The sequence below is a fragment of the Falsiroseomonas stagni DSM 19981 genome (genome assembly GCF_900114315.1).
Classification (GTDB): domain Bacteria; phylum Pseudomonadota; class Alphaproteobacteria; order Acetobacterales; family Acetobacteraceae; genus Falsiroseomonas; species Falsiroseomonas stagni.
Window position 1 is genome coordinate 1088961 of record NZ_FOSQ01000001.1, and the last position, 26580, is coordinate 1115540.

23 protein-coding genes are annotated in these 26580 nt (G+C 71.3%); 15 read left to right on the forward strand and 8 right to left on the reverse strand.

Features of this window, described 5'->3' with window-relative positions; genetic code table 11:
* Positions 1-53: 53 nt before the first annotated feature.
* Positions 54-806: a hypothetical protein gene (locus BM041_RS05055; RefSeq protein ID WP_092956325.1), complete on the reverse strand. Its 753-nt coding sequence runs from the start codon at positions 804-806 to the stop codon at positions 54-56.
* 115 nt (positions 807-921) lie between these two features.
* Here BM041_RS05055 and pip point away from each other — a divergent pair, with 115 nt between their 5' ends.
* Positions 922-1872 carry a prolyl aminopeptidase gene (pip, locus tag BM041_RS05060; RefSeq protein WP_092956328.1) on the forward strand — a complete coding sequence of 317 codons (951 nt, stop codon included), beginning with the start codon at positions 922-924 and terminating at the stop codon, positions 1870-1872.
* A gap of 7 nt (positions 1873-1879) precedes the next feature.
* On the opposite strand, the gene BM041_RS05065 is transcribed toward pip, so the two are convergent.
* From BM041_RS05065 to BM041_RS05075, 3 genes are all read right to left on the reverse strand, one after another.
* Complete coding sequence (locus tag BM041_RS05065) at positions 1880-3697, reverse strand: sensor histidine kinase (protein WP_092956331.1); 1818 nt, start codon at positions 3695-3697, stop codon at positions 1880-1882.
* A gap of 114 nt (positions 3698-3811) precedes the next feature.
* On the reverse strand, positions 3812-4453 hold the full coding sequence (locus BM041_RS05070) for an HAD family hydrolase (RefSeq protein ID WP_092956334.1): 642 nt from the start codon (positions 4451-4453) through the stop codon (positions 3812-3814).
* Positions 4453-6117 carry a glycosyltransferase family 4 protein gene (locus BM041_RS05075; RefSeq protein WP_092956337.1) on the reverse strand — a complete coding sequence of 555 codons (1665 nt, stop codon included), beginning with the start codon at positions 6115-6117 and terminating at the stop codon, positions 4453-4455. The genes BM041_RS05070 and BM041_RS05075 overlap by 1 nt, the downstream gene beginning before the upstream one ends.
* A gap of 110 nt (positions 6118-6227) precedes the next feature.
* On the opposite strand from BM041_RS05075, the gene zapE reads away from it, so the two are divergent.
* The 9 genes from zapE (at position 6228) to BM041_RS05120 (ending at position 16621) form a co-directional block, all read left to right on the forward strand.
* Positions 6228-7382 (forward strand): cell division protein ZapE, encoded by a 1155-nt coding sequence (gene zapE / locus BM041_RS05080; protein ID WP_245761929.1) that lies wholly within the window; start codon positions 6228-6230, stop codon positions 7380-7382.
* Positions 7383-7545: 163 nt separating this feature from the next.
* Positions 7546-8034 (forward strand): hypothetical protein, encoded by a 489-nt coding sequence (locus tag BM041_RS05085; RefSeq protein WP_092956343.1) that lies wholly within the window; start codon positions 7546-7548, stop codon positions 8032-8034.
* Between the two features lie 280 nt (positions 8035-8314).
* A complete protein-coding gene (mdh, locus tag BM041_RS05090; RefSeq protein ID WP_092956346.1) occupies positions 8315-9268 on the forward strand; it encodes a malate dehydrogenase in 954 nt (317 codons plus the stop codon).
* Positions 9269-9347: 79 nt separating this feature from the next.
* A complete protein-coding gene (sucC, locus tag BM041_RS05095; protein ID WP_092956349.1) occupies positions 9348-10544 on the forward strand; it encodes an ADP-forming succinate--CoA ligase subunit beta in 1197 nt (398 codons plus the stop codon).
* Positions 10545-10547: 3 nt separating this feature from the next.
* Entirely contained in the window at positions 10548-11444 is an 897-nt protein-coding gene (gene sucD / locus BM041_RS05100) for a succinate--CoA ligase subunit alpha (RefSeq protein ID WP_092956352.1), read from the forward strand.
* Positions 11445-11677: 233 nt separating this feature from the next.
* Entirely contained in the window at positions 11678-14578 is a 2901-nt protein-coding gene (locus BM041_RS05105; protein ID WP_092956355.1) for a 2-oxoglutarate dehydrogenase E1 component, read from the forward strand.
* 28 nt (positions 14579-14606) lie between these two features.
* The gene (gene odhB, locus BM041_RS05110; RefSeq protein ID WP_092956358.1) at positions 14607-15815 is read left to right on the forward strand and encodes a 2-oxoglutarate dehydrogenase complex dihydrolipoyllysine-residue succinyltransferase; all 1209 of its coding nucleotides are present in this window, start codon (positions 14607-14609) and stop codon (positions 15813-15815) included.
* Positions 15816-15876: 61 nt separating this feature from the next.
* The gene (locus BM041_RS05115; RefSeq protein WP_175533745.1) at positions 15877-16233 is read left to right on the forward strand and encodes a hypothetical protein; all 357 of its coding nucleotides are present in this window, start codon (positions 15877-15879) and stop codon (positions 16231-16233) included.
* A 70-nt stretch (positions 16234-16303) separates the two neighbouring features.
* Positions 16304-16621: a hypothetical protein gene (locus BM041_RS05120; protein ID WP_092956364.1), complete on the forward strand. Its 318-nt coding sequence runs from the start codon at positions 16304-16306 to the stop codon at positions 16619-16621.
* Positions 16622-16639: 18 nt separating this feature from the next.
* On the opposite strand, the gene BM041_RS05125 is transcribed toward BM041_RS05120, so the two are convergent.
* Together BM041_RS05125 and BM041_RS05130 are read right to left on the reverse strand one after the other, a co-directional pair.
* Complete coding sequence (locus BM041_RS05125) at positions 16640-18544, reverse strand: calcium-binding protein (RefSeq protein ID WP_092956367.1); 1905 nt, start codon at positions 18542-18544, stop codon at positions 16640-16642.
* Positions 18545-18632: 88 nt separating this feature from the next.
* On the reverse strand, positions 18633-19613 hold the full coding sequence (locus BM041_RS05130; protein WP_092956370.1) for a Bug family tripartite tricarboxylate transporter substrate binding protein: 981 nt from the start codon (positions 19611-19613) through the stop codon (positions 18633-18635).
* A gap of 61 nt (positions 19614-19674) precedes the next feature.
* On the opposite strand from BM041_RS05130, the gene BM041_RS05135 reads away from it, so the two are divergent.
* On the forward strand, positions 19675-20160 hold the full coding sequence (locus BM041_RS05135) for a DUF3237 domain-containing protein (RefSeq protein ID WP_245761930.1): 486 nt from the start codon (positions 19675-19677) through the stop codon (positions 20158-20160).
* An 11-nt stretch (positions 20161-20171) separates the two neighbouring features.
* On the opposite strand, the gene BM041_RS05140 is transcribed toward BM041_RS05135, so the two are convergent.
* Positions 20172-21278 carry a serine hydrolase domain-containing protein gene (locus BM041_RS05140; protein WP_245761931.1) on the reverse strand — a complete coding sequence of 369 codons (1107 nt, stop codon included), beginning with the start codon at positions 21276-21278 and terminating at the stop codon, positions 20172-20174.
* Positions 21275-22153 carry an AraC family transcriptional regulator gene (locus BM041_RS05145; RefSeq protein ID WP_092956373.1) on the reverse strand — a complete coding sequence of 293 codons (879 nt, stop codon included), beginning with the start codon at positions 22151-22153 and terminating at the stop codon, positions 21275-21277. The genes BM041_RS05140 and BM041_RS05145 overlap by 4 nt, the downstream gene beginning before the upstream one ends.
* Positions 22154-22288: 135 nt before the next feature.
* Here BM041_RS05145 and lpdA point away from each other — a divergent pair, with 135 nt between their 5' ends.
* The 4 genes from lpdA to BM041_RS05165 are packed head-to-tail and all read left to right on the forward strand — an operon-like array spanning position 22289 to position 26558.
* Positions 22289-23680: a dihydrolipoyl dehydrogenase gene (gene lpdA / locus BM041_RS05150; RefSeq protein WP_092956376.1), complete on the forward strand. Its 1392-nt coding sequence runs from the start codon at positions 22289-22291 to the stop codon at positions 23678-23680.
* Between the two features lie 21 nt (positions 23681-23701).
* Positions 23702-24958, forward strand: coding sequence for a DNA adenine methylase (locus BM041_RS05155; RefSeq protein ID WP_281244499.1), 1257 nt, complete (start codon positions 23702-23704; stop codon positions 24956-24958).
* On the forward strand, positions 24939-26249 hold the full coding sequence (locus BM041_RS05160) for an SAM-dependent methyltransferase (protein WP_217648614.1): 1311 nt from the start codon (positions 24939-24941) through the stop codon (positions 26247-26249). Before BM041_RS05155 ends, BM041_RS05160 begins: the two co-directional genes overlap by 20 nt.
* A gap of 27 nt (positions 26250-26276) precedes the next feature.
* Positions 26277-26558, forward strand: coding sequence for a PGPGW domain-containing protein (locus tag BM041_RS05165; protein ID WP_092956382.1), 282 nt, complete (start codon positions 26277-26279; stop codon positions 26556-26558).
* Positions 26559-26580: the final 22 nt, after the last annotated feature.

Genomic DNA, 26580 nt, shown 5'->3' on the forward strand with positions numbered 1-26580 from the left:
ATATAACGATAGCGGGGCAGGGCAGGGGCCGCAAGGTCGGTGGTCGCCTGTGCCTATGGCCCGCCGAACAGCCGCTTCAGCCGGGCCCAGAATCCCTCGCCCCGCGCCGCGATGCGCTGGTGGCTGACATGCGGGCGCCGCGATGGCGGGGGCAGGGCGCTGGCCACGGTGTGGCGGCCGGAATCCTGCGCCTCGATAAGCCGCCGCTCCAGCGCCACGACCTGCGCCACCGCTTCCGCCGGGTCGGTCAGGCCGAGGCTTTCCGCCGTGCTCGCCGCATCCTCCCAGGCCTCCGCCCGGCGCAGCGCATCGATGATGCGCACGGTCTGCTCCGCATCCAGCGGCGGCCCGCCGCGCCACAGCGCGACGGCATCCAGCCGCCAGGCCCGCGCCAGGTCCGGCCGCCCGAGGTCATCCGCCACCCAGGCCGCATGCAGCGTGGCCTCGGCGGCCGCGTGCAGCGCGCCTGTCTCCTCCAGCACCAGCGCCCAGGCCAGGAAGCGCCGGGCGAGGGGGGGCGTCGTGCTGTCCTGCAGCAGGGCGCGGAAGGGCGCGGCGCGCACCGCCTCCGCCGCCGCCGGATGGGCACGGGTGATGTCGGGCGCCGCATAGCCGCAGGCCGGGCATTGCTGCAGCCATCGCGCCATGGAGGATCGGACCGGCTCCCCCGGGCGGAGGTCCAGGTCCGGCGCCTGTTCCGGCGGCGCGGGGCGGAAGGGCGGGTGCCGGCTCTCCGTCCCGCAGACCCCGCAGCGCAGGGCGCCGGCGGCGGCGGATCGGGAGCCGGCCGAGGGTGTCTCGGCCATCCTCCCAAACTAGGCACGAACCGGCCCGGGGCGAAGGGTGAAAAGCCATAAATCCGTCGCCGCACCCGCAACGGACCCATGGACTCCGCCGCCCCCGCCCCCTTAAAGGGCGTTCATGCCGCGCGGCGACCTGTTTCCCGACATCGCACCCTATGAGACCGGCCTGCTGCCGCTCTCCGCGGGACACGTCATGTATTGGGAGCAGGTGGGCAACCCCCGCGGCCAGCCCGTGCTGTTCCTGCATGGCGGCCCGGGCGCCGGGGCCGGCGCCATCCATCGCCGCTTCTTCGACCCCGCGCATTTCCGCGTCGTGATCTTCGACCAGCGCGGCGCCGGCCGCTCCCGCCCCCTCGGCGACCTGCGGGAGAATACGACCCCCCATCTGGTGGCCGACATCGAATCGCTCCGCCGCTTCCTCGGCATCGAGCGCTGGCTGCTGTTCGGCGGTTCCTGGGGCAGCACCCTCGCGCTCGCCTACGCCCAGGCCCATCCCGACCGCGTCACGGGCTGCGTGCTGCGCGGCGTCTTCCTCGGCCGGCCGTCGGAGGTCGAGTGGTTCCTCTACGGGCTCCGCCGCGTCTTCCCCGATGCCTGGAACGCCTTCGCCGAGCACATCCCGCCCGCCGAGCGCGGCGACCTGCTGAGCGCCTATCTCAAGCGCCTCTGCGATCCCGAGCCGATGGTCCATCAGCCCGCGGCGCGCGCCTGGAGCCTTTATGAAGGCTCCTGCTCCACCTTGCTGCCGAGCCCGGAGACGGTCGCGAGCTTCGCGCAGGACCGCACCGCGCTGGGCCTGGCACGGATCGAGGCCCACTACTTCAAGCACGACCTTTTCCTGCCGCCCGGCGGGCTGCTGGGCGGCATGGACCGCATCGCCCATATCCCGGCGGAGATCGTGCAGGGCCGCTACGACATGGTCTGCCCCTGCGACACGGCCTTCGACCTGGCCGCCGCCTGGCCCCGCGCCCGGCTGACCATCATCCCGGATGCGGGCCATTCGGCGCTGGAACCGGGCGTGCGGACGGCGCTGGTCAGCGCGGTGGAGCGCTTCCGCCGCCGGGGCTGAGGCCCCCTCAGCAGGCCGCCGCCATCGCCTCCGCCGCCGCCGCGTTCCGCCGCGGCAAGAAGCGCATGGTTGCCCGCACGCCCTCCGGCTCGAAGTCCAGCGTCACCTGCGATCCCGGGCCGAGATCCTTCGCCAGCGCCCGCTCCAGCAGCCTGGTCCCGAAGCCGCGCCGCGCCGGCGGGCCCGGCACCGGCGGCCCGCCGCTTTCCTGCCAGGTGATGATCCCGACCGCGCCGCCCTCCTCCGCCCAGCAGGTGACGGCCACACGCCCCCCCGGCCGCGACAGCGCGCCATGCTTCACCGCATTGGTCGCCAGTTCATGCAGCGCCAGGACGATGGCCTGCGCCTGGCCGGGTGACGCCGGGGGTGGCACCGGCGAACAGGCACAGTGGAAGGAAAGGCGCGGGTCCGGCGGTTCCAGCCACGGCGCCAGCCCCGCCCGCACCACGTCGCTCAGCGCCGCCGGTTCCCAGGACATCGCCGTCAGCAGGTCATGCGCGCGGGACAGCGTCTGCAACCGGGCGCCGAATTCGCTGGCGAAGCGCGCGGGGTCCGACCCGGCCTCCCCCCGCGCGGTCTGCAGGGCGAGGGCCTGCACCGTCGCCAGCGCGTTCTTGGCGCGGTGGTTCAACTCCGCCACCACCAGCCGCAGCCGCCGCTCGCTGTCCTTCAACCCCGCCGTGGCGTCGATCCGCCGCCGAGCCTCCTCCCGCAGCGCCGCCGCCACCTCATCCGTCTCGGCCAGCCCGGTCGCCCGCGCCAGCTTCCCCTGGTCGCTGTCCGGCGCGGCGGCCAGGCGGCGCAGCGCGGCGATCGGCCGCGTGACACTCAAGGAGACGCGGTGCGCCACCCCCAGCCCCACCAGCAGCAGCGCCAGCCCGACGCCGGTGGAGGTCAACGCGGATCGCCAGGCCGGCCGCGTCAGCTCCGCCATCGGGACGGCGACGACCACGCCCCAGCCCGCACCCGGCAGCCGCGCATGGGCCGCCAGCAGGGCCTCACCCTTCGGTGTCGTGGTGGTGACGATGCCGTCGCCCCCCATCGCCCAGGCCGGCATGAAGTCCCGTGGCATCGGCGCGCCGCGCAGTGAGTCGTTCTCCGGTGCGCGGGCGATCCGGCGCCCGCCGCGGTCCAGCAGCGTGATGATCCAGCCATTGCCCTGGTGCTGGCGCCGCAGCACCTCGTCGAAGGTGGCCAGCGACGGGTTCATCGCCAGCACCGCCCGCACCCGCCCGGCGGCGTCGCGCACCGGCACGTCGATCGCCACCACCAGCCGCCCCGGCACCGATCCCCCATAGAGATCGGAGACCGAGGCCTGCCCCGTGGCGAAGACCCGCCGCTGGTTGTCGAGCGTGCCGCGCACCGGCAAGGGGGCGTCGGCGGGCAGGTCGGTGTTCAGCCATTGCTGCCCGTCCTCCGACAGCAGCAGGATCGTCGCATCGGTGGCGTGTTGCGCGACCACCGCCTCCGCCATCGCGCGCAGATCCGCCAGATCCCCCCGCCGCGCCGCGCGGGACAGGGCCAGCACCTCCAGCGAGGCCATGCGCGTGCGAAGTTCTCCCTCCACCGCCAGCGCCAGGCCGCGCGCCAGTTCCAGCGCCTGCCGCCCGGCGCGGTCGCGTTCGTGCCGGAAATCCGCGTGGATGCTGCCGAGGTTGAAGGCCAGCAGCGGCAGCGTGCCGGCCAGGACCAGCAGCGCCATGCGACCGCGGAGCGGCAGCCTGGCCGCGCGCGCCAGGGTCCAGGCCGCGTCGCGGGGCCGGGGCGGCAGGTCCGCCTGGCCTGGGGTTGCCTCGGCACGTCCCGATCCGGCGGCATCAGTCATGGTATTTAATATACGAAAAACCAGGCGCGCCGAAAGGGGCCCTTCCCCGTCAATGTGAGTCGTTGCGCAGGCTGACACGCCAGGATTGCAGGCCCGGCCGCCCTTGGCCCCCGGCTAGAGGTGATGCCGCACGGCAGCCAGGCCCTCCAGTGCCGGCACCGCCGCCGGCAGCCAGCCCGGCCGGCCTTCCCGCGACATGTCGGGCAGCAGCGCCACCACCCGCATCCCCGCGGCCAGCCCGGCCATCACCCCCGCCTCGCTATCCTCCACCACCAGGCAATCGGCGGGGGGCAGGCCGAGCGCCGCCGCGGCGTGCAGGAACAGCCCCGGATCGGGCTTCCAGGCGCCCACGTCATAGGCGCTGAAGATCCGCTCCCCGACGAAAGGGCGCAGCCCCGTCAGCGTCAGGGCCAGCTCCGTCTTCGACCGTGGCGCGTTGGAGGCGACGCAGAAGGGCAGGGGCATCGTCGCCAGCAGCGCGCCCGCGCCATCGATCGCCCGCAGCCTCTCCCGGAAGGCGGCCGCCGTGCGGTCGCGCACCATCGCCTCGAAACCCGGCGGCAGGGTCCGGCCCAGCATCGCTTCCGCCATCGCGACGCAGAGCGCGAAGCGCCGCCCGCGGAAGGCCTCCAGCGCCGCCGCCGGCGTGATGTCCAGGCCCTGTTCGGCCAACGCCTCCGCGAAGACGAGGGCGGAGAGCGGTTCGCTGTCCACCAGCGTGCCGTCGCAATCGAAGATCACGCCCCGCGGCGGCATCACGCCTCCTCCTCCGCCATCCGCAGCACATCGACCTTCACCAGCCAGGCCAGGGCGCGCGCCAGGCGGCGGGCGCGCGCGGGCGGCAGCGCGGCCACGATGGCGGCGACGCTGGCCGGCCCGGCATCCAGCACGCGGAGCGCGGTGCGGAAGCTGTCCTCCCCGGGCAGAAGCTCCCGCCGCGGCGCGATGCCGGGAATGGCGACCAGCGCCATCAGCCGCGCCACCGCCGCCGCCGCATCCGCGATGCCCGGCGCCAGGCGGAGCCGCGTCTCGGGGCCGAGCCGCCTTGTCGGATATTCCGCGAAGAGCCGGGCGGGGTCCGCCCGCCGGGGGGATTCGCCCGGCGTCGGCGCGGCGGCGCCGCGGATCGCCGCCAGCTCCGCCCACAGCGCCCGGTACTGGCCGATGACGGTGGACCAGTCGAACAGCGACGCGGCCCGCTGCCGCCCGGCCTCCCCCATCCGCGCGCGCAGCCCGGCATCAGCGACCAGCGCGCGAAAGGCGTCCTCCGTCGCCCCGACATCGACGGCGGTGAACTGCGCCGCGCCCCCGATATAGCTGTCATAGCTGTCGAGCGCGGCTTCGTGCCGCGCCGCCAGATCGGCCATCGGCCCGCCCATCAGCGTGGGGATGCGGAAGCCCGTGACGCGGTGCTCCACCGTGTCGCGCAGCCCGTCCCAATCCGTCGCCACCACCGGCAGGCCCGCCGCCATCGCCTCCACCGGCGCCAGGCCGAAGGTCTCCTGGATGTTGTCGGACAGCAGGGTGAAGGCATCCGCCGCCGACCAGATCTGCTGGCGGACCGCCGGCAACCGCCCATCCACGTGATGGATCGCGAGCATCGGGCACAGCGCCTGCGCCATGGCCTGGAAGGCCCCGCGCTGCACCTCATCCGCGAACCAGCCGGACAGCACCAGGTGAACCCGCGCCCCGGCGGGCGCGGCGGCGGCGGCGCGGCCCAGCCCGAGGAACATCGGCAGCGGATGCGCCTTCGCATGGAAGGACAGCCGCCCGTGATGCAGCACCACCACATCGGCCGGCCCGACGCCGAGGCGCTGCCGCCAGTCCGCCCGCGCGGCCTCGTCCCGCGCCAGCGCGGCCACATCGACACCGAGCGGGATGACCGGCAGGGCCGGGGTGACGAAGCGGGTCGCCCCCAGCCGCTCGGCCAGCCAGGCGGCCTCCCCCTCCAGCAGCCGCGTGACGGAGGCCCGCACCGCGGCGGAGGTGCAGATCAGCGCGTCCCAGGGGCGGAGCGGACCCGTCAGCAGCTCCGCGATGTTGTCCATGGCGCCGTGGGAGGCGGTGGTATGGGTGATCCCCACGAGGGAGAAATGCGCCGCGCCGAAGCGTTGCCGCCGCCATGCCAGCCCTGCCATGCCGGGCCCCGGCAGCATCAGGCAGCCGGTCTCCGAGACCCGGTGCAGCTCCGCCTCCGGTACCGCCTCCAGCGCCATGGTGGCGCCAAGGTCGCGCGCCTGCGCCTGGAAGGCCGCGGCATCGGCGGGCTGCGGCACCAGCGCCACCAGCCGGTCGAAGCCGGAATGGCGGATCATGCCGCGCAGGAAACCCTCCCCCGCCGCATGGCGGCCCATCAGCCGGGGGCGGGAGGTGTCGTAGCCATCCTTGGCATACAGGAACGTGGCGGTCGGTTCGGACATGGCATGGCAGGCTGCGGGCCCGGCCCGGGCGCGTCAACCGCGGGGGGCGGGGCCGCACCCCGTTGCCCGATGCCGAGGCGCGGGTTAGTCCCGCCCTCATGGATGCGAAGATGAGCCCCGCCGGCGGGGAGGGCCCGCTGCCCGCCTACCGCGCCCGGATCGCCGCCGGCGCCCTGGCGGCCGATCCCGCCCAGGCCCGCGCGGCGGAGGTGCTGCAGGACCTCTGGCGCCGCACCCGCGGCTATGACCCCCATCCGGAGGAGCCGGAACAGGGCGGCTTCTTCGCCCGCTTCATGCGCCGCAAGCCCGTGGCGGCGGAGGAAGCGCCGGCCGGCACGCCGATGGGCCTCTACCTCGTGGGGGAGGTCGGGCGCGGCAAGTCCATGCTGATGGACCTGTTCTTCGACTGCGCGGAGGTCCCCCGCAAGCGCCGCATCCACTTCCACCAGTTCATGCAGGATGCCCACCAGCGCATCCATGCCTGGAAGAAGCAGCACGGCGACACGACGGACCCGATCCCGCCGCTGGCCGACAGCATCACGGCGGAAGCGGCACTGCTCTGCTTCGATGAATTCCAGGTGCATGACATCGCCGATGCGATGATCCTCGGCCGGCTGTTCCAGGCGCTGTTCGCCCGCGGCACGGTGGTGGTGGCGACGTCGAACACCGCGCCGGCCGACCTGTTCAAGGGCCGCCCGGGCCGCGACGCCTTCCTACCCTTCATCGCCCTGATCTCCCGGCGGCTGGAGGTGCTGACGCTGGAAGCGGCCCGCGACTACCGCCGGGACCGCATCCGCGCCATGCCGACCTGGCACGTGCCCGTGGACCACCGGGCCGAACAGGCCCTCGACGCCGCCTTCGCCGAACTGACCGGGCAGGCGCATGGCGCGCCGGAACGCCTGACCCTGCTCGGCCGTAGCCTGGAAGTGCCCCAGGCCGCGCGCGGCGTGGCGCGATTCGATTTCGATTCGCTCTGCGGCCGGCCGCTCGGCCCCGCGGACTACCTGGCGGTCGCGACCCACTACCACACCGTGCTGCTGGACGGGATTCCGCGCCTGGGGCCGGAGAATTTCGACCGCGCGCGCCGCTTCATCACCCTGGTCGATGCCCTCTACGAGCATCGGGTGAAGCTGGTGGCCAGCGCCCAGGCGGTGCCCGACCGGCTCTACGAACAGGGCGACAATGCCGCGATGTTCGCCCGTACGGCATCCCGCCTGAATGAGATGCAGAGCCAGGACTGGCTCGGCCTTGCCCACCTGCAGTAGCCGAAGCCCCGCGAAACATACGGACATAATGCGTTGACAGGCCACGGCGCCGTCCGTCTATTGGTCGGCGGGAAGTGGCTTCGGGTCCAAGGGGGACCCGCGTTGGGTTGACGGGGCATCGAAGCCGCGCGGCCTGGCGACGCAATCGGGGGTTTTTCATCGCATGCGGCTTGTCCTGCTCGCCCTGTTCTCGTTCGTCCTCGTTGCCCCGCAGGCGGCCGACGCCGCCAGGCGCGAAGAACCGAGGACCGCGAGCGCCAGGCCGCAGGCCGGCGCCAAGGCGCCCACCACCCGCCCCGCCGCGACCACCCAGCGCAGCAGCACCACCGCGCCCCGCCCCGCCGCCCGCCCGCAGCAGGCAGCCCGCCCGCAGCAGGGAAGCCGGCAGCAGCAGGCGGCGCGCCCCGGGGATGTGCGCACCCAGCGCACCGGAATCGTGGTCCGCGGCGCCTCCGCCGCCACCGTCTCCCGCGATGCCGCCGCCAACTGCACGCGCCGCAACGGCCGCACGGTCTGCGGCGGCCGCAGCGGCGTCGCCGGCTGGCAGGCCGGCCTGCCGGCGGTGGACTACGCCCAGACCGATTGCCCGGCCGGCACCTTCGCGACGCTCGCCCGCGGGCATGAGAACGTCGTCCGCTGCATGCCCATCTGACGCCCCGCCCACCGGGGTGCCCCCGGCTATGACGCAGACGGCCCGCCCCCCAGGCGGGCCGTTTTGCGTCGCGGACCCCCCGTTTCGGGCCGCCCGAGGCTGTTTTGCGGCCCAGAGGCCGCCTTGCCCGCGCTGCACTGCGGGAGTAGGTAACGCGGCGGGCGCGTCAAGCGGCCGGTGAGCCTGCTTTTTCGTGGGCCCGCCTGCGGTTGGGGCGCCCTCCGGGAATCCGCGCAGCCGGCCCCCGGCAACACATCAAGTCAAGGTCGAGGACCGCTTCATGGCCCGCAAGAAGATTGCGCTCATCGGCGCCGGCAATATCGGTGGCACGCTTGCCCACCTGATCGGCCTGAAGGAACTCGGCGACGTCGTGATGTTCGACGTCTTCCCGGGCGTCGCCGCCGGCAAGGCGCTGGACATCATGCAGTCCGGCCCCGTCGATGGCTTCGACAGCGAGATGTCGGGCACCGGCGACTACAGCGCCATCGCGGGCGCCGATGTCATCATCGTCACCGCCGGCTTCCCCCGCATGCCGGGCATGACGCGCGACGACCTGCTGACCAAGAATGCCGGTGTCATCGGCCAGGTGGCGGAAGGCATCAAGACCTACGCCCCCAACGCCTTCGTCATCTGCATCACCAACCCGCTGGACGTGATGGTGTGGGTGCTGCAGCAGAAGTCCGGCCTGCCGCCGGAGAAGGTCGTCGGCATGGCCGGCGTGCTGGACAGCGCCCGCTTCCGCCTCTTCCTCGCCCAGGAATTCAAGGTTTCCGTGGAAGACGTCACCGCCTTCGTCCTTGGCGGCCATGGCGACACCATGGTGCCGCTGACCCGCTACTCCACGGTTGCCGGCGTGCCGGTGCCCGACCTGGTCAAGATGGGCTGGACGACGCAGGAGAAGATCGACGCGATCGTCGCCCGCACGGCCAATGGCGGTGGTGAGATCGTGAAGCTGCTGGAGCGCGGCTCCGCCTTCTACGCGCCGGCCGCCTCCGCCATCGCCATGGCGGAGAGCTACCTGCTCGACAAGAAGCGCGTCCTGCCCTGCGCCGTGCTGCTGAACGGCGAATACGGCCAGAAGGATTTCTACGTCGGCGTCCCCGTGGTGATCGGCGCCAATGGCGTCGAGCGCATCATGGAGGTCGAGTTCACGGCCGAGGAGAAGGCCGCCTTCGACAAGTCCTGCGACGCGGTGAAGAAGCTGATCGAGGATTTCAAGAAGCTCGGCGTCTGAGCCTGGCTCCTGTCTGACGCCGCCGTGGGGCGCCCCCCGTGGCGGCAATTCGCGAAAAACCCCTGCCGGGAGCTGCCGGATGAATATCCACGAGTACCAGGCCAAGGAGCTGCTGCGCCGCTACGGCGTCGCCGTGCTCGACGGCCATGTCGCCTGGACGGCGGATGAGGCTGTCGAGGGCGCGAAGAAGCTTCCCGGCCCCGTCTATGTCGTGAAGTCCCAGATCCATGCCGGTGGCCGCGGCGCCGGCCGCTTCGCCAACGACCCGAACGGCAAGGGCGGCGTCCGCGTCGTCAAGTCGCTGGAAGCGGTCAAGGAAGCGGCCGATGCGATGATCGGCAAGGTGCTGGTCACCAAGCAGACCGGCGAGGCCGGCAAGCTGGTCTCCCGCGTCTATGTGGAAGATGGCTGCGACATCAAGCGGGAACTCTATCTCGGCCTGCTCGTTGACCGGGAGACCTCCCGCGTCACCATCATGGCCTCCGTCGAGGGCGGCATGGAGATCGAGGAGGTGGCTGCGAACCACCCCGAGAAGATCCTGAAGGTCGCGGTGGACCCGGCTTCCGGCATCTCCGGCTTCCACACCCGCAAGCTGGCCTTCGCGCTCGGCCTCGAAGGCAAGCAGGTCGCGAGCTTCAGCAAGTTCGTCACCAGCCTCTACGGCGCCTTCCTCGAACTCGACTGCGCGATCGTCGAGATCAACCCGCTGGTCGTGACCGGCAAGGGCGACATCGTGGCGCTGGACGCCAAGGTCTCCTTCGACGACAGCGCGCTGTTCCGCCACAAGGACCTCGAGGCCCTTCGCGATGACAGCGAGATGGACCCGAAGGAACTCGACGCGGTCAAGAACGACCTGAACTACGTGGCCCTCGATGGCGAGATCGGCTGCATGGTGAACGGCGCGGGCCTGGCCATGGCGACCATGGACATCATCAAGCTCTACGGGTCGTCCCCCGCGAACTTCCTCGATGTCGGCGGCACCGCCAATGCGGCGCGCGTGACGGAGGCGTTCCGGATCATCACCTCCGACGTCAACGTCAAGGCGATCCTGGTCAACATCTTCGGCGGCATCGCCAAGTGCGACATGATCGCCAACGGCATCGTCGAGGCCTCGAAGAACCTGTCCCTCAGCGTGCCGCTGGTCGTGCGGCTCGAGGGCACGAATGTGGACCTCGGCAAGAAGATCCTGGCCGAGAGCGGGCTCGCGATCATCGCGGCCGACAACCTTGCCGACGCGGCCCAGAAGGTCGTGGCGGCGGTCAAGAAGGGGGCCTGATCCATGGCCGTTCTGATCGACGCCAACACCCGCGTCATGACCCAGGGTTTCACGGGGGCCCAGGGGACGTTCCATGCGTCCCAGGGCATCGCCTATGGCTCGACCTATGTCGGTGGCACGACCCCCGGCAAGGGCGGCACGATGCACCCCGAGCTGAACCTGCCGGTCTTCAACACGGTCGCTGAATGCGTGGCCGCCACGGGCGCCAATGCCAGCGTGATCTACGTCCCCGCCCCCTTCGCGGCGGATGCGATCCTGGAAGCGATCGACGCCGAGTTGCCGCTCATCATCTGCATCACGGAGGGCATCCCGGTGCTCGACATGGTGCGCGTGAAGCGTGCGCTCGACGGGTCCAAGTCGAAGCTGGTCGGGCCGAACTGCCCGGGCGTCATCACGCCGGATGCCTGCAAGATCGGCATCATGCCGGGCCACATCCACCGGCGCGGCTCCGTCGGCATCGTGTCGCGTTCCGGCACCCTGACCTATGAGGCGGTGGCCCAGACCACGGCGGCCGGCCTCGGCCAGTCCACCTGCGTCGGCATCGGCGGCGACCCGGTGAAGGGCATGGACTTCATCGACGTGCTGGAGATGTTCCTGAAGGACGACGAGACCCAGTCGATCATCATGATCGGCGAGATCGGCGGCCAGTCGGAAGTCATCGGCGCGGAATACCTGGCGGCCCATAATTTTGGCCCGGGCAAGCCCAACAAGCCCGTCGTCGGCTTCATCGCCGGCGCCACGGCCCCCCCGGGCCGCCGCATGGGCCATGCCGGCGCGGTGATCTCCGGCGGCAAGGATACGGCGGAAGCCAAGATGGCGGCGATGAAGGCGGCCGGCATCCATGTGGCGGACAGCCCCTCCGCGTTGGGCTCCACCATGGTGAAGGCGCTGAAGAAGTAACACCACGGTCACCACTCCGGGCGCAGATCATCATATGGATGGGGTCTGCCGCCGCGGAGGTGGTCGGCCTATGATGGCGTGATGCCTGCCGGGCGGATTAGCGCCCGGGTTGAGTAAGCCGGCCGGGCGGGGTTCTGCCCGGGTTGAGGAAGCCCGCCGGGCGGAGTTCCGTCCGGATGAGGAAACTGCGACGCCCGGACCCAGGAAGGGCACCGGGCGCGACGGAGAAGAAGATGGCCGGAGTGGATATCCTCGCGAGTGCGATGTCGGGGGCGAATGCCGCCTACCTCGCCGACCTCTACGCCCGATGGGCGGAGAAACCCGACAGCGTGGACCCCTCCTTCGCCGAATTGTTCGGCGCGCTGAACGACGAGGCCCGGTCGGTCCTGACGGACGCCACTGGCGCCTCCTGGGCGCCCCGCCTCCGCGGCGCCTTCGGCCCGGACCCGGAGCCGCTGCCCGCGCCGAAGAAGGGCGAGAAGCCGGCCCCGGCCGCCCCCGCCGCGGCCCCCCAGATGGACAAGGCCGCCGCCCAGCGCGCCGTGCTCGACAGCATCCGCGCCCTGATGCTGATCCGCAGCTACCGCGTCCGCGGCCACCTGGAAGCGAAGCTCGATCCGCTCGCTTTGCAGGTGCCGAAGCCGCACCCGGAACTGACGCCCGCGACCTACGGCTTCACCGAAGCCGACATGGACCGGCCCATCTTCCTCGACTTCGTGCTGGGCAAGGAATACGCGACGCTGCGGGAGATCCTCGCGATCTGCCGCGCCTCCTATTGCGGCTCCATCGGCGTGGAGTTCATGCACATCCAGGACCCGGAGCAGAAGTCCTGGATCCAGCGCCGCATCGAAGGCGCGCCCTGGCTGAAGGCTTTCGACCCCGCGGCGAAGAAGGAGATCCTTCAGGACCTGATCGAGGCCGAGGGCTTCGAGGCCTTCTGCGCGAAGAAATACGCCACCACCAAGCGCTTCGGGCTTGAGGGCGGCGAGAGCACCATCCCCGCCATGCAGGCGATCATCGAGACCGCGGCCGCGGGCGGCGTGAACGAGATCGCGATCGGCATGGCCCATCGCGGCCGGCTCAACGTCCTCGTCAATGTCGTGAAGAAGCCCTACTCGGCCGTCTTCTCGGAGTTCCGGGGCGTCTCCGCACATCCCGAGGATGTGCAGGGCTCCGGCGACGTGAAGTACCACCTCGGCACCTCCACCGACATCGAGATCGGCGGCCGGATGGTGCACCTCTCCCTCCAGCCCAACCCCTCCCACCTCGAAGCCGTGGACCCCGTGGTCATCGGCAAGGTGCGCGCGCGGCAGGACATGGCGGGTGACACGAAGGCGCGCCGCAGCGTCATGGGCATCACGCTGCATGGCGATGCCGCCTTCGCCGGCCAGGGCGTGGTGTATGAGACGCTGGCGATGAGCCAGCTCATCGGCTACCGCACCGGCGGCACGATCCATGTCGTGACCAACAACCAGATCGGCTTCACCACCGTCGCCGCCCATGCCTATTCGGGCCTCTACTGCACCGACGTGGCGAAGAGCATCCAGGTGCCGATCCTGCATGTGAATGGCGACGACCCGGAAGCGGTGGTGTTCTGCGCCCGCATGGCGGCCGAATTCCGCATGCAGTTCGGCGCGGATTTCGTGCTCGACATCGTCTGCTACCGCCGCCACGGCCACAACGAGACGGACGAGCCGGCGTTCACGCAGCCCCTGATGTACAACCGCATCAAGGAAATGCGGACGACGCGGACCCTCTACGCGGAGAAGCTGGCCACCGAGGGCAGCATCCCCGCCGCCGAATCCAAGGCGATGCTGGACGCCTTCAACGCGACGCTGGAGGACGCCTTCCAGGCCGCGCAGAGCTTCAAGCCCAACAAGGCTGATTGGCTCGAAGGCCATTGGTCCGGCCTCAAGGCCGTGACGGTGGGCGAGGAGGTCGAGCGCCTGCACGAGACGGCCGTCGGCCTCGACACGCTGCGCGAAGTGGGCGCGGCGCTGGCCCGCGTGCCGGCGGATTTCGGCGCCAACCCGAAGATCATGCGCCAGCTCGAAGCCAAGAAGCAGGCGATCGAGACGGGCGAGGGCATCGACTGGGCAACCGGCGAGGCACTGGCCTTCGGCACGCTGCTGCTGGAAGGCCACCGTGTCCGCCTCTCGGGCGAAGACGTGCAGCGCGGCACCTTCAGCCACCGCCACGCCTACCTGGTGGACCAGAAGAACCAGGCCGAATACGTGCCGCTGAACAACATCCGCGCCGGGCAGCCGAAGTTCGAGGCCTTCAACAGCCTGCTCTCCGAATTCGGCGTGCTGGGCTTCGAATACGGCTACACGCTGGCGGATCCGCGCACCCTGGTGCTGTGGGAAGCGCAGTTCGGCGACTTCGCCAACGGCGCGCAGGTCATCATCGACCAGTTCATCGCGAGTGCGGAGACCAAGTGGCTGCGCATGTCGGGCCTCGTGATGCTGCTGCCGCATGGCTATGAAGGGCAGGGGCCGGAACACTCCTCCGCCCGCCTGGAACGCTACCTGCAGCTCTGCGCGGAGCGGAACATGCGCGTCGGCAATTTGACCACGCCGGCCAACTACTTCCACGCCATCCGCCGCCAGATGAAGGCGAACTACCGCAAGCCGCTGGTGCTGATGACGCCGAAGTCGCTGCTGCGCCACAAGCTGGCCGTCAGCACGCTCGCCGATTTCGCGCCCGGCAGCAGCTTCCAGTACGTGATTCCGGAGACGGATGCGATCGCGGCGCCGGAGGCGGTGAAGCGCGTCGTCCTCTGCACCGGCAAGGTCTATTACGACCTGCTGCAGGAACGCCGGGACAAGGGGGTGAAGGACGTGGCGATCATCCGCCTCGAACAGCTCTACCCCTTCCCGAAGACCAGCCTGGCCAAGACCCTCGCGCCTTATGTCAATGCGGAGGTGATCTGGTGCCAGGAGGAGCCCGAGAACATGGGCGCCTGGACCTTCCTCGACCGCAAGGTTGAAGGCGTGCTCCGGGAGATCGACATCAAGGCAAAGCGGCCCGCCTATGCCGGCCGCATCGAGGCCGCGAGCCCCGCGACGGGTCTCGCCAAGGTTCACCAGCAGCAGCAGGAAGCCCTGGTGCGCGACGCGCTCGGCCTGAGCTGAGCGCGCCACCAGGCAGAAGGCAGGACAGATGACCGACATCGTGGTGCCCCCCCTCGGGGAGAGCGTTTCCAGCGCAACCATCGCGCGCTGGATGAAGAAGGTGGGCGAGGCCGTCGCGGCGGATGAGCCGTTGGTGGAACTGGAGACCGACAAGGTCACGGTCGAGGTCAATGCCGCCGCCGCCGGCGTGCTGGAGAGCATCGACGCGGCGGAGGGCGCCGAGGTCGGCCCCGGCGCCGTGCTCGGCCGGATCGCCGCTGGTGGCGCCGCCGCCGCGCCGAAGCCCACCGCGGCGCCCGCGCCCGCACCGGTCGCGGCACCCGCCCCGGCGCCGGCCCCCGCCGCCCCCTCCGGCCTGCCGGCCGGCCCCGCCGCCACCAAGCTGATGGCGGAAAACAACGTCGCCCCCGGCGCCATCACGGATGCGACCGGCAAGGATGGCCGCGTGACGAAGGGCGATGTCCTCGCCTTCCTGTCCAAGCCCGCCGCCGCGCCCGCGCCCGCCGCCGCCGCCCCCAAGGCGCCCCGCGCGCCGGAGAGCGGGGAGGAGCGCGTGAAGATGACGCGCCTTCGCCTGACCATCGCGCGCCGCCTGAAGGAAGCGCAGAACACCGCCGCCATGCTGACCACCTTCAACGAGGTGGACATGGGCGCCGCGATGGCGCTGCGCGCGGAATACAAGGATGCCTTCGAGAAGAAGCACGGCGTGAAGCTCGGCTTCATGTCCTTCTTCGTGAAGGCCTGCGTCGCCGCGCTGAAGGAATTCCCGGCGGTGAACGCCGAGATCGATGGCGACGAGATCGTCTACAAGCACTTCGTCCATATGGGCATCGCGGTCGGCGGCCCCTCGGGCCTCGTCGTCCCCGTGGTGCGGGACGCGGACCAGATGTCCTTCGCGACGATCGAGAAGACGATCGCGGGCTACGGCAGGAAGGCCCGCGACGGCGCGCTGAAGCTGGATGAACTGACGGGCGGCAGCTTCACCATCACCAATGGCGGCATCTACGGGTCGCTGATGTCCACGCCGATCCTGAACCCGCCGCAATCCGGCATCCTCGGCATGCACAAGATCCAGGACCGCCCGATGGTCGTCGGCGGCAAGATCGAGATCCGCCCGATGATGTACATCGCCCTCAGCTACGACCACCGGATCGTGGACGGCAAGGAAGCGGTCAGCTTCCTGGTGCGCGTGAAGGAAAGCATCGAGGATCCGCGCCGGCTGATGCTGGACCTCTGAGCGGGATCGCCTGAACCAGGGCCGGTGGCGCCGCATGTCGCGGAACCGCCGGCCCTTTCTCATGCCCGCCCTGCTGGGCCTCGTGCTGAATCCGGCCTGGCTGGCGCTGCCCTTCCTGGACTCGCTCGATCCCGGCGACTTCGCCACCATCGTCGCGAGCCCCTTCGTGGTGCTGGTGCCGCTGCCGGCCCTGGTCGGGCTGCTGCCGCTGCTCGGCTGGGTGCTGGCGCGGCGCTGGCCCTTCGGGCTGGCGGCCGCGCTGGCATCGCCCTTCCTGCCGGCATGGCCCTTCATGGTCGCGGATCTACTGGGCGGCGCGGAGGCTGGCCCGCTGGTGGTGCTGCTGCTGATCGCCGCGCCCGGCTGGGCCTTCCTGATGATCCGCGCCGCGCTCCGCGCCGGCAATCCCACGCGCTGAAACAACCGGGCGTTGCTATCGCGCGGCTGGCGCTCTGCCATCATGCGGGACCACGCCCGAGTGCCTTCGCATGCTGATCCTCGCCTTCGGTTTCCTCGCCTTGGCCGCCGCGCTCGAATACCGCGCGAGGACCGCGCAGTTGCTGCGGATGGACCCGCGTTCCGATCGCGCCTGGCGCCTCCTCGCCACGGTCTGCGGCGTGGTCGCGGGGCTCGGCCCGCTGGTGGTGATGGCGCGGATCAGCGTGGGGCAGGGGGCCGGGGCCTATCTGGCGGGCGCGGTCTTCGCCTTTGCCGGCGCCTTCACGCCGCCGCGCCTCTGGCCGATGATCTCCCCCGCCGCGGGCGTCTTCGGCCTCGGCCTGCTGGTGGGTGCGCTGCTGCGATAGGGCGCGGCCAGCGCCCCTTCAGATGACGACGATCTCTGAGTCGTTCCAGCCGGTCACGCCGCTGAAGGTCGCCAGCCGGATCGCTGCCCCCGCGCCGATGCCGTCCGCGTCCCACCACAGCGTGCCGTTGCTGCTGTTGAAGACGAATTGCCCCGTGCCGTCCGCGCTGGTCGCGGCATTGCCGGTGCTGGTGATGGCGCGGCCGGTGGCCGCCAGGTCCATCCCCGCGGAGAGGCCGCCGCCGAAGCCCGTGGCCAGGACCACGATCCGGTCCTCGATCCCCGCATAGACGAAGATGGTGTCGCCGCCTTCGGTCGCGTCGCCGAACAGGTAGCTGTCGCCGCCGGCATCGCCGAACAGCCGGTCCACGCCCTGCCCGCCGCGCAGCGTATCCGCCCCGGCGCCGCCGACCAGCAGGTCGTTCCCGCCCCCGCCCAGCAACTGGTCGAGGCCGTTCCCCCCGAACAGCCGGTCCGCATCCGCGCCGCCATCCAGCGTGTCGTTGCCCGCATCGCCTTCCAGCAGGTCGAAGCCCACCATGCCCGCCAGGCTGTCACCCCCCGCGCCGCCGAAGATGCGGTTGGCCAGGCCGTTGCCCGCGCCCACCACGGGGCCCGCGCCGAAGCTGCGCAGCGCCTCCACATGGTCCGGCAGGACGAAGCCCGCGGTGCCGCTGATGAAGACGGTGTCGTAGCCGCCGCCGGCATCCTCCAGGATCAGGTCGTCGCCCTCGGCGTAGATCGTGTCGTCCCCGGCCCCGCCGCTCAGCGTATTGCGGCCCGCGCCGCCCTTCAGCACGTCGCGCCCGGCGCCACCCATCAGGCTGTCGTCGCCGGAATCCCCGCGAAGGCCGTCATTGCCCTCGCCGCCATCGACCGTATCGTTCCCGTCGCCGCCGGTCAGCCAATCGGCCTCGGCGCCGCCATCCAGGCTGTCGGCGCCGCCTTCGCCATAGAGGCTGTCGCGCTCCAGCCCGCCCAGCAGCGTGTCATTCGCCGTCCCGCCCTGCAGCGTGTCCTGTCCGCCCCCGCCCAGGAGGAGATCCGCGCCATCGCCGCCGAACAGCCCGTCATCATCCTCGCCGCCATCGAGCTGATCATTCCCCGCGCCGCCATGCAGCGCATCGCCGCCATGGCCGCCCGCCAGGCTGTCCGTGCCCCCTTCGCCGCGCAGTGTATCGGCGCCGTCCAGTCCCTGGAGCGTATCCGCCCCGCCGCCGCCGCCGCGCAGCCGGTTCGCCAGCGCATTGCCGCTGCCGCTGAAGGCCAAGGCGCCGTCGAAGACCAGCGCTTCCACATTCACCGGCAGGGCGTAGCCCGACAGGCCGGAGACGCGGACGGTGTCGAAGCCCTCCGCCGCGGCCTCCACCACCGAATCGCCGGTATCATCGACCCGGTAGAGGTCGTCGCCGGTGCCGCCGGCCATCGAATCCGCGCCGGCCTGGCCGTTCAGCACATCGTCGCCGCTGCCGCCTTCCAGCGTATCGCCGCCCCCGCCGCCCAGCAGCGTGTCCGCCCCGCCCAGCCCCAGCAGGTGGTCCGCCAGGCCGAGCCCGGTGATGGCGTTGTCGCTGCCATTGCCCGTGCCCGTGAAGGCGATGGCGCCGGCCAGCACCAGGTTCTCCACGGCCAGGGGCAGGGTGTAGGCGGCCAGCCCGGTGACGCGGACGGTGTCCGTTCCCTCGCCGTCGCCTTCCTCCACCCGGGTGCCGGCGGAGACGGTGTAGAAATCGTGGCCTGCGCCGCCCCGCAGCGTGTCGGCGCCGCCCCCGCCATGGAGCACGTCGTCGCCCGCCCCGCCTTCCAGCAGGTCATCGCCCGCCATGCCGAACAGCGTATCCGCGCCGTCCGACCCCGCGATGCTGTCCGCCCGCGCCGTCCCGGTCAGGCGATCGGCGAAGAGCGTCCCGGTGATCATGGCCATGCGAACCCCTTTGCGCCGGATGCGCAACGGTATCGCGGGGGCGGCGGTGTCGTAAACCTGTGATTGATAATCAGGCGATGATGATCGCCTATTCGATGGCGCGGAATCCCGTGGCGCGCACCACCTCCGCCCAGCGCCGCGTCTCCTCCCGCATCAGGGTCGCGAAGGCGTCGCGCCCCCGTCCTGCGGGGCGGAACCCGGCCTCCGCCATCCGCGCCCGCAGCGGTGCCGCTGCCATGGCGGACAGCACGCCGGCTTCCAGCGACGCCACGGTGGATGCGGGCGTCGCCGCCGGCGCGACCAGCCCGAACCAGGAATGGAAGCCGATGCGGGCGAAGCCTCCCTCCGCCAGCGTCGGCACCCCCGGCAGCATCGCCGCGCGTTCCGGCCCGCTGACCGCCAGCGCGCGCAGGCGCCCCGCCTGCACATGGGGGGCCACCAGCGCCAGGCTGCCGAACATGCCCTGCACGTCGCCGCCCAGGATCGCCGTCATCGCATCGCCGGTGGCGCGGAAATGCACGGCCTCGTGTTGCAGTCCCGCCGCGTTCGCCAGCATGGCGGCGCCGAAATGGCCCGGCGTGCCGGCGCCGAAGGTGCCCATGAAGACGGTCGGCCGGGCGCGGCCCCAGGCGACATAGCCCGCCAGGTCGGTGACCGGCAGGCTGGCTGGCACGACGAAGGCGAAGTCGATCGCCGCCACCTCCGCCACCGCCGCGAAATCCCGCGCGGGGTCGTAGGGCAGGCGGGCATAGGTGCTGGGCGCCATGGCCAACTGCCCGACCTCCCCGAACAGCAGCGTGGTGCCGTCCGGCGCGGCGCGGGCCACTTCCTGCGCGGCGATCGCGCCCGCGGCGCCCGGGCGGTTATCCACGACCACGCCCGCCGGCCAGGCTTCCTTCAGCCCATCGGCCAGCATGCGCCCGACCAGGTCCGGCCCGCTGCCGGCCGGGAAGCCCAGCACCAGCCGCACCGGGCGGTCCGGCAGCGCCGCCAAGGGGGCGCGGTTTGCGGCCGACAGGGGAAGAAGCAGGCCAGCCGCAGCCAGCACGGAACGGCGCGAAGCCTTCATGGTCGTCACTCCCTGGAATTATTATGCTGCATAATGCTTCAACCCCAGGGAGGATTTGAAGATGGAAAACGACATGCTGTCCGCGCGCCCCGGCGCGACCCCGGCGATCCGCTTCGTGGCGGAGGTCCGCGCCGCGGTCGGCGCCCCGGTCAGCCTCGGCGCCGGCCCGAATGGCGAGCGCCGCGTCATCGCCATCCTCGGCGGCACGATCGAGGGGCCTGGACTGCGCGGCGAGGTCCTGCCCGGCGGCGCCGATTTCCAGCTGATCCGCCCGGACGGGGTGGCGGAGATCGAGGCCCGCTACACGCTCTGCCTCGATGACGGCGCGCTGGTGCAGGTGACGAATCGCGGCCTCCGCCACGCATCGCCCGACGACATGGCCCGGCTTCTCCGCGGCGAGCCCGTCCCGCCGGAGCGGGTCTATTTCCGCACGACGCCGGTGTTCGAGGCCGTGGCCGCGCCGCATCTCTGGCTCACGCGCAGCCTGTTCCTGGGCTACGGCGAACGCCGCCCCGATTCGGTGCTGATCCGCATCTACGCGGTCTGAGCCCGCCGCGCTCAGCCCAGGCGCAGATTGGCCAGCACGATCTCCCGCCAGATCCGCGTCGGCGTCATCCAGGCCTCCGGCTGGTCGTAGTCGCCGGAGAAGATCGCGAGCGTCAGCCCCGCGGCGGGCAGGCTCCACAGCCGCTGCCCGCCATTGCCGAAGGCGCCGATCCAGGGATGGGCCGCGCCGCCGGCGCGGTGCGCGCCGAGATACCAGTGCAGCCCGTATCGCAGCCCGTCCTCGATGCCGATCGCCGGCGTGGCCGTGGCCGCCAGCCAGTCCCGCGGCACCACCGGCCGCCCGTCCCAGCTGCCGCCTGTCCGCAGCAATTCCCCGATCTTCGCGAGGTCCCGCAGCGTCAGCCGCAGGCCGGAGGCGGCGGATTCGGCGCCGGGCCCCCGCGCATGCCATTCGAAGCGCGTGATGCCGAGAGGCGCGAACAGGGCTTCCCGCGCGAAATCCGGCAGGGACCGGCCCGTGCCCCGGGTGATCAACGCGCCCAGCAGCGTCGTTGCGTTGCCGCCATAGGTCCAGCGCGCGCCGGGCGGCGCCACCACCGGCTGTTCCAGGATGAAGCGGAGGCGGTCCGGCGCCTGCTCCATCGCGATCTCGCTGTTCCGCGGATCGGTGTAGGGCAGGCTTTCATCCCATCGCAGGCCGAGCGTCATGGTCAGGGCATGCCGCACCGTGATGCCGGCCCGGGCCGGGTCGGCCGCGAGGTCCGGGAATTCGGGGAAGGCGGCATGGAGCGGCGCATCCGGTATCGGCACCTGCCCGCGCGCCAGGGCGATGCCATAGAGCAGCGCCGTCACGCTCTTCGTCACGGATCGAAGATCATGCAGCGTGTCCGGCCCGAAATCGACATCCCCCACCGGGCGGCCCCACACCTGGTCGGGTCCGGGGGCGTAGCGTTCCAGCAGGATGCGCCCGTCCCGCGCCAGCACCACGCCATGCAGCGGCCGCAGCAGGCCGGACCGGAAGCCCGCCTCCAACCGTTCCGCCAGGTCCGCGGGAAAGCCGGATTCCGCCGGGACCCCGGGCGCGAAGGCTGAGGCCCCGGGCGTAGCGGCGATGACGGGCAGCATGGCGGCGGCGATCGCCCTGCGACGCCCGATCATGCCGCCACCGGTTCCTTCAGCGGGATCATCACCGCCGTCAGCCATTCGCTGGGCGGCAGGCTGCGCGGGTCATTGAGGTAATCCTCCCGCGGCGGCTGGTCGGCCGGCTCCTCGCCGCTCGCCGGCAGCCATTCCCGGTAGAGCCAGGTATAGGCGCCCTCCAGCTCCGCATAGGGGCCCTTGAAGACCAGCGTGGCGACGCGGGTGGCGGGCAGGTCAAGGATGCGCACGCCGTCGCTGCCCTCCACCCCGGCGGGGACGGTCATGCCGGCCTCGGACAGCAGGTCCTTCTCCGGCACCGTCGCCGGGTCGTTCAGGTAGAGGGCGATGAAGCGCGCTTCCGGCGTGATCAGCCCGCGCGGGGCGGCCCAGGCCATCAGCCGGTCATAGACCGTGCCGATGGCGGCATAGGGGCCGCGATGGGCCAGGGCGGCCAGGCGCAGCGCGGGTTCCTCGCGGATCGTGACCTCGAACATGCCAGGGTGCTCCCGGTTGGGTGGGGACAAGGGGTTGCCGATCGGGGTGCCGATGCCGCCGCCGTCGCGATACGCCGCGGGCGGCACGCCGTAGGCCCCCCGGAAGGCCCGGGTGAAGGCGGCCGCGCTGCCATAGCCGCAGCGCTTTGCCACCACCGCGACGGGCAGCCCCTCCCGCACCAGCATCGCCGCGGCGCGGGACAGGCGTTCCCGCGCCAGGGTCTCGGCCGGGGTCTCCCCGGTCAGCTCCCGGTAGAGGCGGTGGAAGTGGAAGGGGCTGAAGGCGGCGGCCTCCGCCATCGCCTCCAGGCTGGGCGGCCGGGCCGGGTCGGCGGCGATCAGCGCCATCGCGCGGGCGATGCGCCGTCCGTAATCGATGCGGGTGCTCTGCTTCGGCATGTCCCGATCATGCCCCAGCCCCGCTTGATCGTGCTTGCGAAGTTGCCCTGGGCCCCCGGACCCCTGGGGCCTTGAACCCTGGCGCCCGGCGCGTATGGTCCGGCCGCAGAAGGCAAGGCATCAGGACCACTTCCCATGGCAGACAGTTTCGACGTCATCGTGATCGGCGCCGGCCCCGGCGGCTATGTCTGCGCGATCCGCGCGGCGCAGCTCGGCATGAAGGTCGCCTGCGTCGAGAAGCGGGCGACGCTCGGCGGCACCTGCCTCAATGTCGGCTGCATCCCCTCCAAGGCCCTGCTGCAATCCTCCGAGCATTTCGAGGAAGCCAACCACAAGCTGGCCGAGCATGGCGTCAATGTCGGCCAGGTCTCGCTCGACCTGGCGCGCATGCAGGCCCGGAAGGCGGAGGTCGTGGGCGCCAACGTCAAGGGCGTGGAGTTCCTGTTCAAGAAGAACAAGGTCACCTGGCTGAAGGGCGCCGGCCGCGTCGTCTCCGCCGGGCAGGTCGATGTGGACGGCACCACCTACGCCACGAAGCACATCGTCATCGCGACGGGCTCCGAAAGCACGCCCCTGCCCGGCGTGACGGTGGATGAGAAGCGCATCGTCACCTCCACCGGCGCGCTGGAACTGGAATCGGTCCCCGGCCACCTCGTCGTCATCGGCGGCGGCGTCATCGGCCTGGAGCTCGGCAGCGTCTGGCGCCGCCTCGGCGCGCAGGTGACGGTGGTGGAGTTCCTGGACCGCATCGTCCCCGGCATGGACAACGAGATCGGCAAGGCCTTCGAGCGCACGCTGTCGAAGCAGGGCATCAAGTTCAAGCTGAAGACCAAGGTGACCGGCGCGAGCGTCACCGATGCCGGCGTGACCCTGACGACGGAGCCCGTCGGCGGTGGCTCGGCGGAGACGCTGGCAGCCGACGTGGTCCTCCTGGCCATCGGCCGCCGCCCGCATGTGGAGGGCCTGGGCCTGGCCGAGGCCGGCGTCGCGCTGGATGAGCGCGGGCGGGTGAAGACGGATGGCCATTTCGCCACCAATGTCCCCGGCATCTGGGCGATCGGCGACGTCATCGTCGGCCCCATGCTGGCCCACAAGGCGGAGGATGAGGGCGTGGCCCTGGCCGAGCAGCTGGCCGGCCAGAAGCCCCACATCAACTACGATGCCATCCCGGGCGTGGTCTACACTTGGCCCGAGGTCGCCAACATCGGCAAGACGGAAGAAGAGCTGAAGGCCGCCGGCGTCGCCTACAAAGTAGGAAAGTTCCCCTTCACCGCGAATGGCCGTGCGCGGGCCATGGCCTCCATGGACGGCTTCGTGAAGATCCTGGCGGACAAGGAGACGGATCGCGTGCTCGGCGCGCATATCCTCGGCCCCGATGCCGGCACGCTGATCGCGGAGATCGCGGTGGCGATGGAATTCGGCGCCAGCGCCGAGGATGTCGCCCGCACCTGCCACGCCCATCCCACGCTGAACGAGGCGGTGAAGGAAGCCGCCCTCGCGGTGGATGGGCGCGCGCTGCATATCTGAGGGGGCGATGATGCGGGTGTCTTGGGGAAGCCGCTGCCTTCCCCAAACCCCATCCGCCCAAGGGCGGAGCTTTGGGGGGGAGACCCCCCTGGACCATCGTCAATTGTCCCCGCTCCAGGGTCCGGCTGGACCCTGGCGAGGGGGTGCAGGGGGAGCAGCGCTCCCCTTGCGGGCCACAAGCACCTGCTGAAGTACCTCGGTTCCAAGCGCGCCCTGCTCGGCCAGGTGCTGCGCACCGTCGGCGCCGCGGCCGGGGAAGGCGCGGTGGTCGCCGACCTCTTCTCGGGCTCCGCCCGCGTCGCGCATGCGCTGAAGGCCGCGGGCTGGCGCGTGGTGGCGAATGACCATCTGGCCTTCGCCCATGCGCTCGCCCTCGGCACCGTCCAGGCCGATGCGGAACGCTGGTCCGTGCAGGCCCGCACGATCCTGGCGAAACTGTCCCACCTGCCGCCCAGCCCCGGCTGGTTCACCGCGACCTATGCGGAGGGCGCGCGCTACCTCCACCCCGCCAATGCCGCGCGCCTCGAAGCCGTGCGGGACGCGATCGAACGCCTGGACCCGGAGCCGGAACTGCGCGCCGTCCTGCTGACCGCGCTGCTCCAGGCCGCCGACCGCGTGGACAGCACGGCCGGCCACCAGATGGCCTTCATGCGGGAATGGGCGCCGCGCGCCCTCAAGCCGCTCGAACTCCGCCTGCCCGAATTGCTGCCCCGCCCCGCCGCCGGCCCCTGCCTGGCCCTGGCGCAGGATGCGGTCGAACTCGCCGCCAGCATCGAGTGCGACGTCGCCTATCTCGACCCGCCCTATGACCAGCACGCCTATCTCTCCAACTACCATCTGTGGGAGACGCTGGTGCGCTGGGACCGGCCGGAAACCTATGGCCGCGCCGCCAAGCGCGTGGAATGCCGCACCCGCCGCAGCGCCTTCAACAACCGGCGGGAGATCGGCCCCGCCCTCGCCCGCCTGGTCGGCGCGCTGCGCGCCCGCACCCTCGTCGTCTCCTTCGGCGCGGAGGGCTTCCTGCAGCGCGCGGAGCTGGAGCGGGTGCTGGCGGCGCGGGGCTTCCTTCGCGTGCTGGAGATCCCGCATCGGCGCTATGCGGGCACCCGCCTCGGCATCCATAACGGCCGCGGCGAACGTGTCGGCACCCCCGGTGCGGACACCACCACCGAACGGCTCTATGTCGTCAGCGACCGGCGGCTCGACCTGCCCGCCGACCAGCCCTGGGCCGATGCCGTCCCGCGAGAGGAGCCCTGCCATGGCCGAGACCCCCACTGATCGCCGCGCCGAGGGCATCCGCCGCCTGGCCGACCATATCGGCGGGATGCTCAAGGCCGATCTGGTGCTGCGGCTCTGGGACGGTTCCACGGTCAAGCTGGGGCCGGATGCGCGGGACGACCTGGCCATCGCCATCCGCGACCCCGCGCTGCTGACGCGCCTGGTCCGCAAGCCGAAGCTCGGCACGCTGATCGAGGGTTTCGCCACCGGCGCCATCGGGATCGAGGGCGGCACGCTGCTCGACCTCGCCGCGCGGGCGGAAGGGGGGCGGCGGGGCCTGCTGAAGAAGGTGGACAAGGGCCTGGCGGCGCGGGCGCTGCTGCCCTTCCTGTTCGGCTCCGGCCCGGCGGTGACTGATCATGGCTGGCGCGGCCCCGGCGATGCCGCGCAATACGGCAAGGGGCGCGACGACAAGGCCCTGATGCATTTCCACTACGACCTGTCGAACGCCTTCTACGCGCTCTTCCTCGATCCGGAGATGGTCTACACCTGCGCCTATTGGCCGACGCCCGAGACGACGCTGGCGGAGGCGCAATTCGCCAAGCTCGACCTGGTCTGCCGCAAGCTGCGCCTCTCCCCGGGGGAACGCCTGCTCGATATCGGCTGCGGCTGGGGCGGCATGGTGATCCACGCCGCCACGCATTGGGGCGTCCACGCCACCGGCGTGACCCTGGCGGAGGAGCAATTCGCCTATGCGACGGAGAAGGTGAAGCGCCTCGGCCTCCAGGACCGGGTGACGATCCTGCTGAAGGATTTTCGTCAGTTGGACGTACCGCCCTTCGACAAGGTTTCTTCCATTGGCATGTATGAGGCGGTCGGGCTGGATAATCGCGAAGGCTATTTCAGGGGCGTGAAGGAACGCCTGCGGCCCCGCGGCGCCTACCTCCATCACGCCATCGCGCGGCCGATGAAGAAGAACGAGAAGGAATTCCGGAAGAAGCGCCCCGAATTCGAGGCCCTGGTGAAATACATCTTCCCGGGGGGCGAGCTGGACCACCTCGGCGGCACGCATGACGCCATGGAGCGCAACGGCTTCGAGATCCATGACGTGGAGGGCCTGCGGGAGCATTACGGCCGCACCTGCCGCGCCTGGACGGAGAACCTGCACGCCAACCGCGACGCCGCCATCGCGGAGGTCGGCAGCGCCAAGACCGATCTCTGGCTGCTCTACCTCGCGGGCTGCGCGCTGGCCTTCGAACGCGGCACGGTCGGCATCTTCCAGACGCTCGCGACGCGCCGCGCCCGCGGCCCCGCCGGCCTGCCCGCGACCCGCGCCGACCTCTACCGATAGGGCCTGCGGATCACTATCTGCGGCGCCATGATGGAGTTCCGCCCCTCGCTGTCCCGCAAGATCGCGGGCTGGTCACTTCTCGTCCTCGGCGTCATCGGCTTCGTGCTGCCGGTCCTGCAGGGCGCCCTGTTCACCGCGCTCGGCCTCTTCGTGCTGCGCCACCAGTATCTCTGGGCGCATCGCGGCCTCGGCTGGGCGGGCGACCGCTGGCCGAACGCGGTCGCGAAGGTGGAGGAGATGGAAACCCGCCTCATCGCCTGGGGCGGCCGCAAGCGGGACGGGCTGCGGCGCCTGTTCCGCCGGGGCTGAACCCGTTCCGCGAAACTCGCGG

Excerpts from the sequence above, each read along its gene's own strand:
- BM041_RS05130 (WP_092956370.1), bottom strand. The coding sequence starts at position 19,613 with ATGAAGGCTTCGCGCCGTTCCGTGCTGGCTGCGGCTGGCCTGCTTCTT.
- mdh (WP_092956346.1), top strand. The coding sequence starts at position 8,315 with ATGGCCCGCAAGAAGATTGCGCTCATCGGCGCCGGCAATATCGGTGGC.
- BM041_RS05160 (WP_217648614.1), top strand. The coding sequence starts at position 24,939 with ATGGCCGAGACCCCCACTGATCGCCGCGCCGAGGGCATCCGCCGCCTG.
- odhB (WP_092956358.1), top strand. The coding sequence starts at position 14,607 with ATGACCGACATCGTGGTGCCCCCCCTCGGGGAGAGCGTTTCCAGCGCA.
- pip (WP_092956328.1), top strand. The coding sequence starts at position 922 with ATGCCGCGCGGCGACCTGTTTCCCGACATCGCACCCTATGAGACCGGC.
- BM041_RS05165 (WP_092956382.1), top strand. The coding sequence starts at position 26,277 with ATGATGGAGTTCCGCCCCTCGCTGTCCCGCAAGATCGCGGGCTGGTCA.
- sucC (WP_092956349.1), top strand. The coding sequence starts at position 9,348 with ATGAATATCCACGAGTACCAGGCCAAGGAGCTGCTGCGCCGCTACGGC.
- zapE (WP_245761929.1), top strand. The coding sequence starts at position 6,228 with ATGAGCCCCGCCGGCGGGGAGGGCCCGCTGCCCGCCTACCGCGCCCGG.
- BM041_RS05120 (WP_092956364.1), top strand. The coding sequence starts at position 16,304 with ATGCTGATCCTCGCCTTCGGTTTCCTCGCCTTGGCCGCCGCGCTCGAA.
- BM041_RS05145 (WP_092956373.1), bottom strand. The coding sequence starts at position 22,153 with ATGCCGAAGCAGAGCACCCGCATCGATTACGGACGGCGCATCGCCCGC.
- BM041_RS05065 (WP_092956331.1), bottom strand. The coding sequence starts at position 3,697 with ATGACTGATGCCGCCGGATCGGGACGTGCCGAGGCAACCCCAGGCCAG.
- BM041_RS05135 (WP_245761930.1), top strand. The coding sequence starts at position 19,675 with ATGGAAAACGACATGCTGTCCGCGCGCCCCGGCGCGACCCCGGCGATC.
- BM041_RS05140 (WP_245761931.1), bottom strand. The coding sequence starts at position 21,278 with ATGATCGGGCGTCGCAGGGCGATCGCCGCCGCCATGCTGCCCGTCATC.
- BM041_RS05075 (WP_092956337.1), bottom strand. The coding sequence starts at position 6,117 with ATGTCCGAACCGACCGCCACGTTCCTGTATGCCAAGGATGGCTACGAC.
- BM041_RS05115 (WP_175533745.1), top strand. The coding sequence starts at position 15,877 with ATGCCCGCCCTGCTGGGCCTCGTGCTGAATCCGGCCTGGCTGGCGCTG.
- BM041_RS05055 (WP_092956325.1), bottom strand. The coding sequence starts at position 806 with ATGGCCGAGACACCCTCGGCCGGCTCCCGATCCGCCGCCGCCGGCGCC.
- BM041_RS05070 (WP_092956334.1), bottom strand. The coding sequence starts at position 4,453 with ATGCCGCCGCGGGGCGTGATCTTCGATTGCGACGGCACGCTGGTGGAC.
- BM041_RS05085 (WP_092956343.1), top strand. The coding sequence starts at position 7,546 with ATGCGGCTTGTCCTGCTCGCCCTGTTCTCGTTCGTCCTCGTTGCCCCG.
- sucD (WP_092956352.1), top strand. The coding sequence starts at position 10,548 with ATGGCCGTTCTGATCGACGCCAACACCCGCGTCATGACCCAGGGTTTC.
- BM041_RS05125 (WP_092956367.1), bottom strand. The coding sequence starts at position 18,544 with ATGGCCATGATCACCGGGACGCTCTTCGCCGATCGCCTGACCGGGACG.
- lpdA (WP_092956376.1), top strand. The coding sequence starts at position 22,289 with ATGGCAGACAGTTTCGACGTCATCGTGATCGGCGCCGGCCCCGGCGGC.
- BM041_RS05105 (WP_092956355.1), top strand. The coding sequence starts at position 11,678 with ATGGCCGGAGTGGATATCCTCGCGAGTGCGATGTCGGGGGCGAATGCC.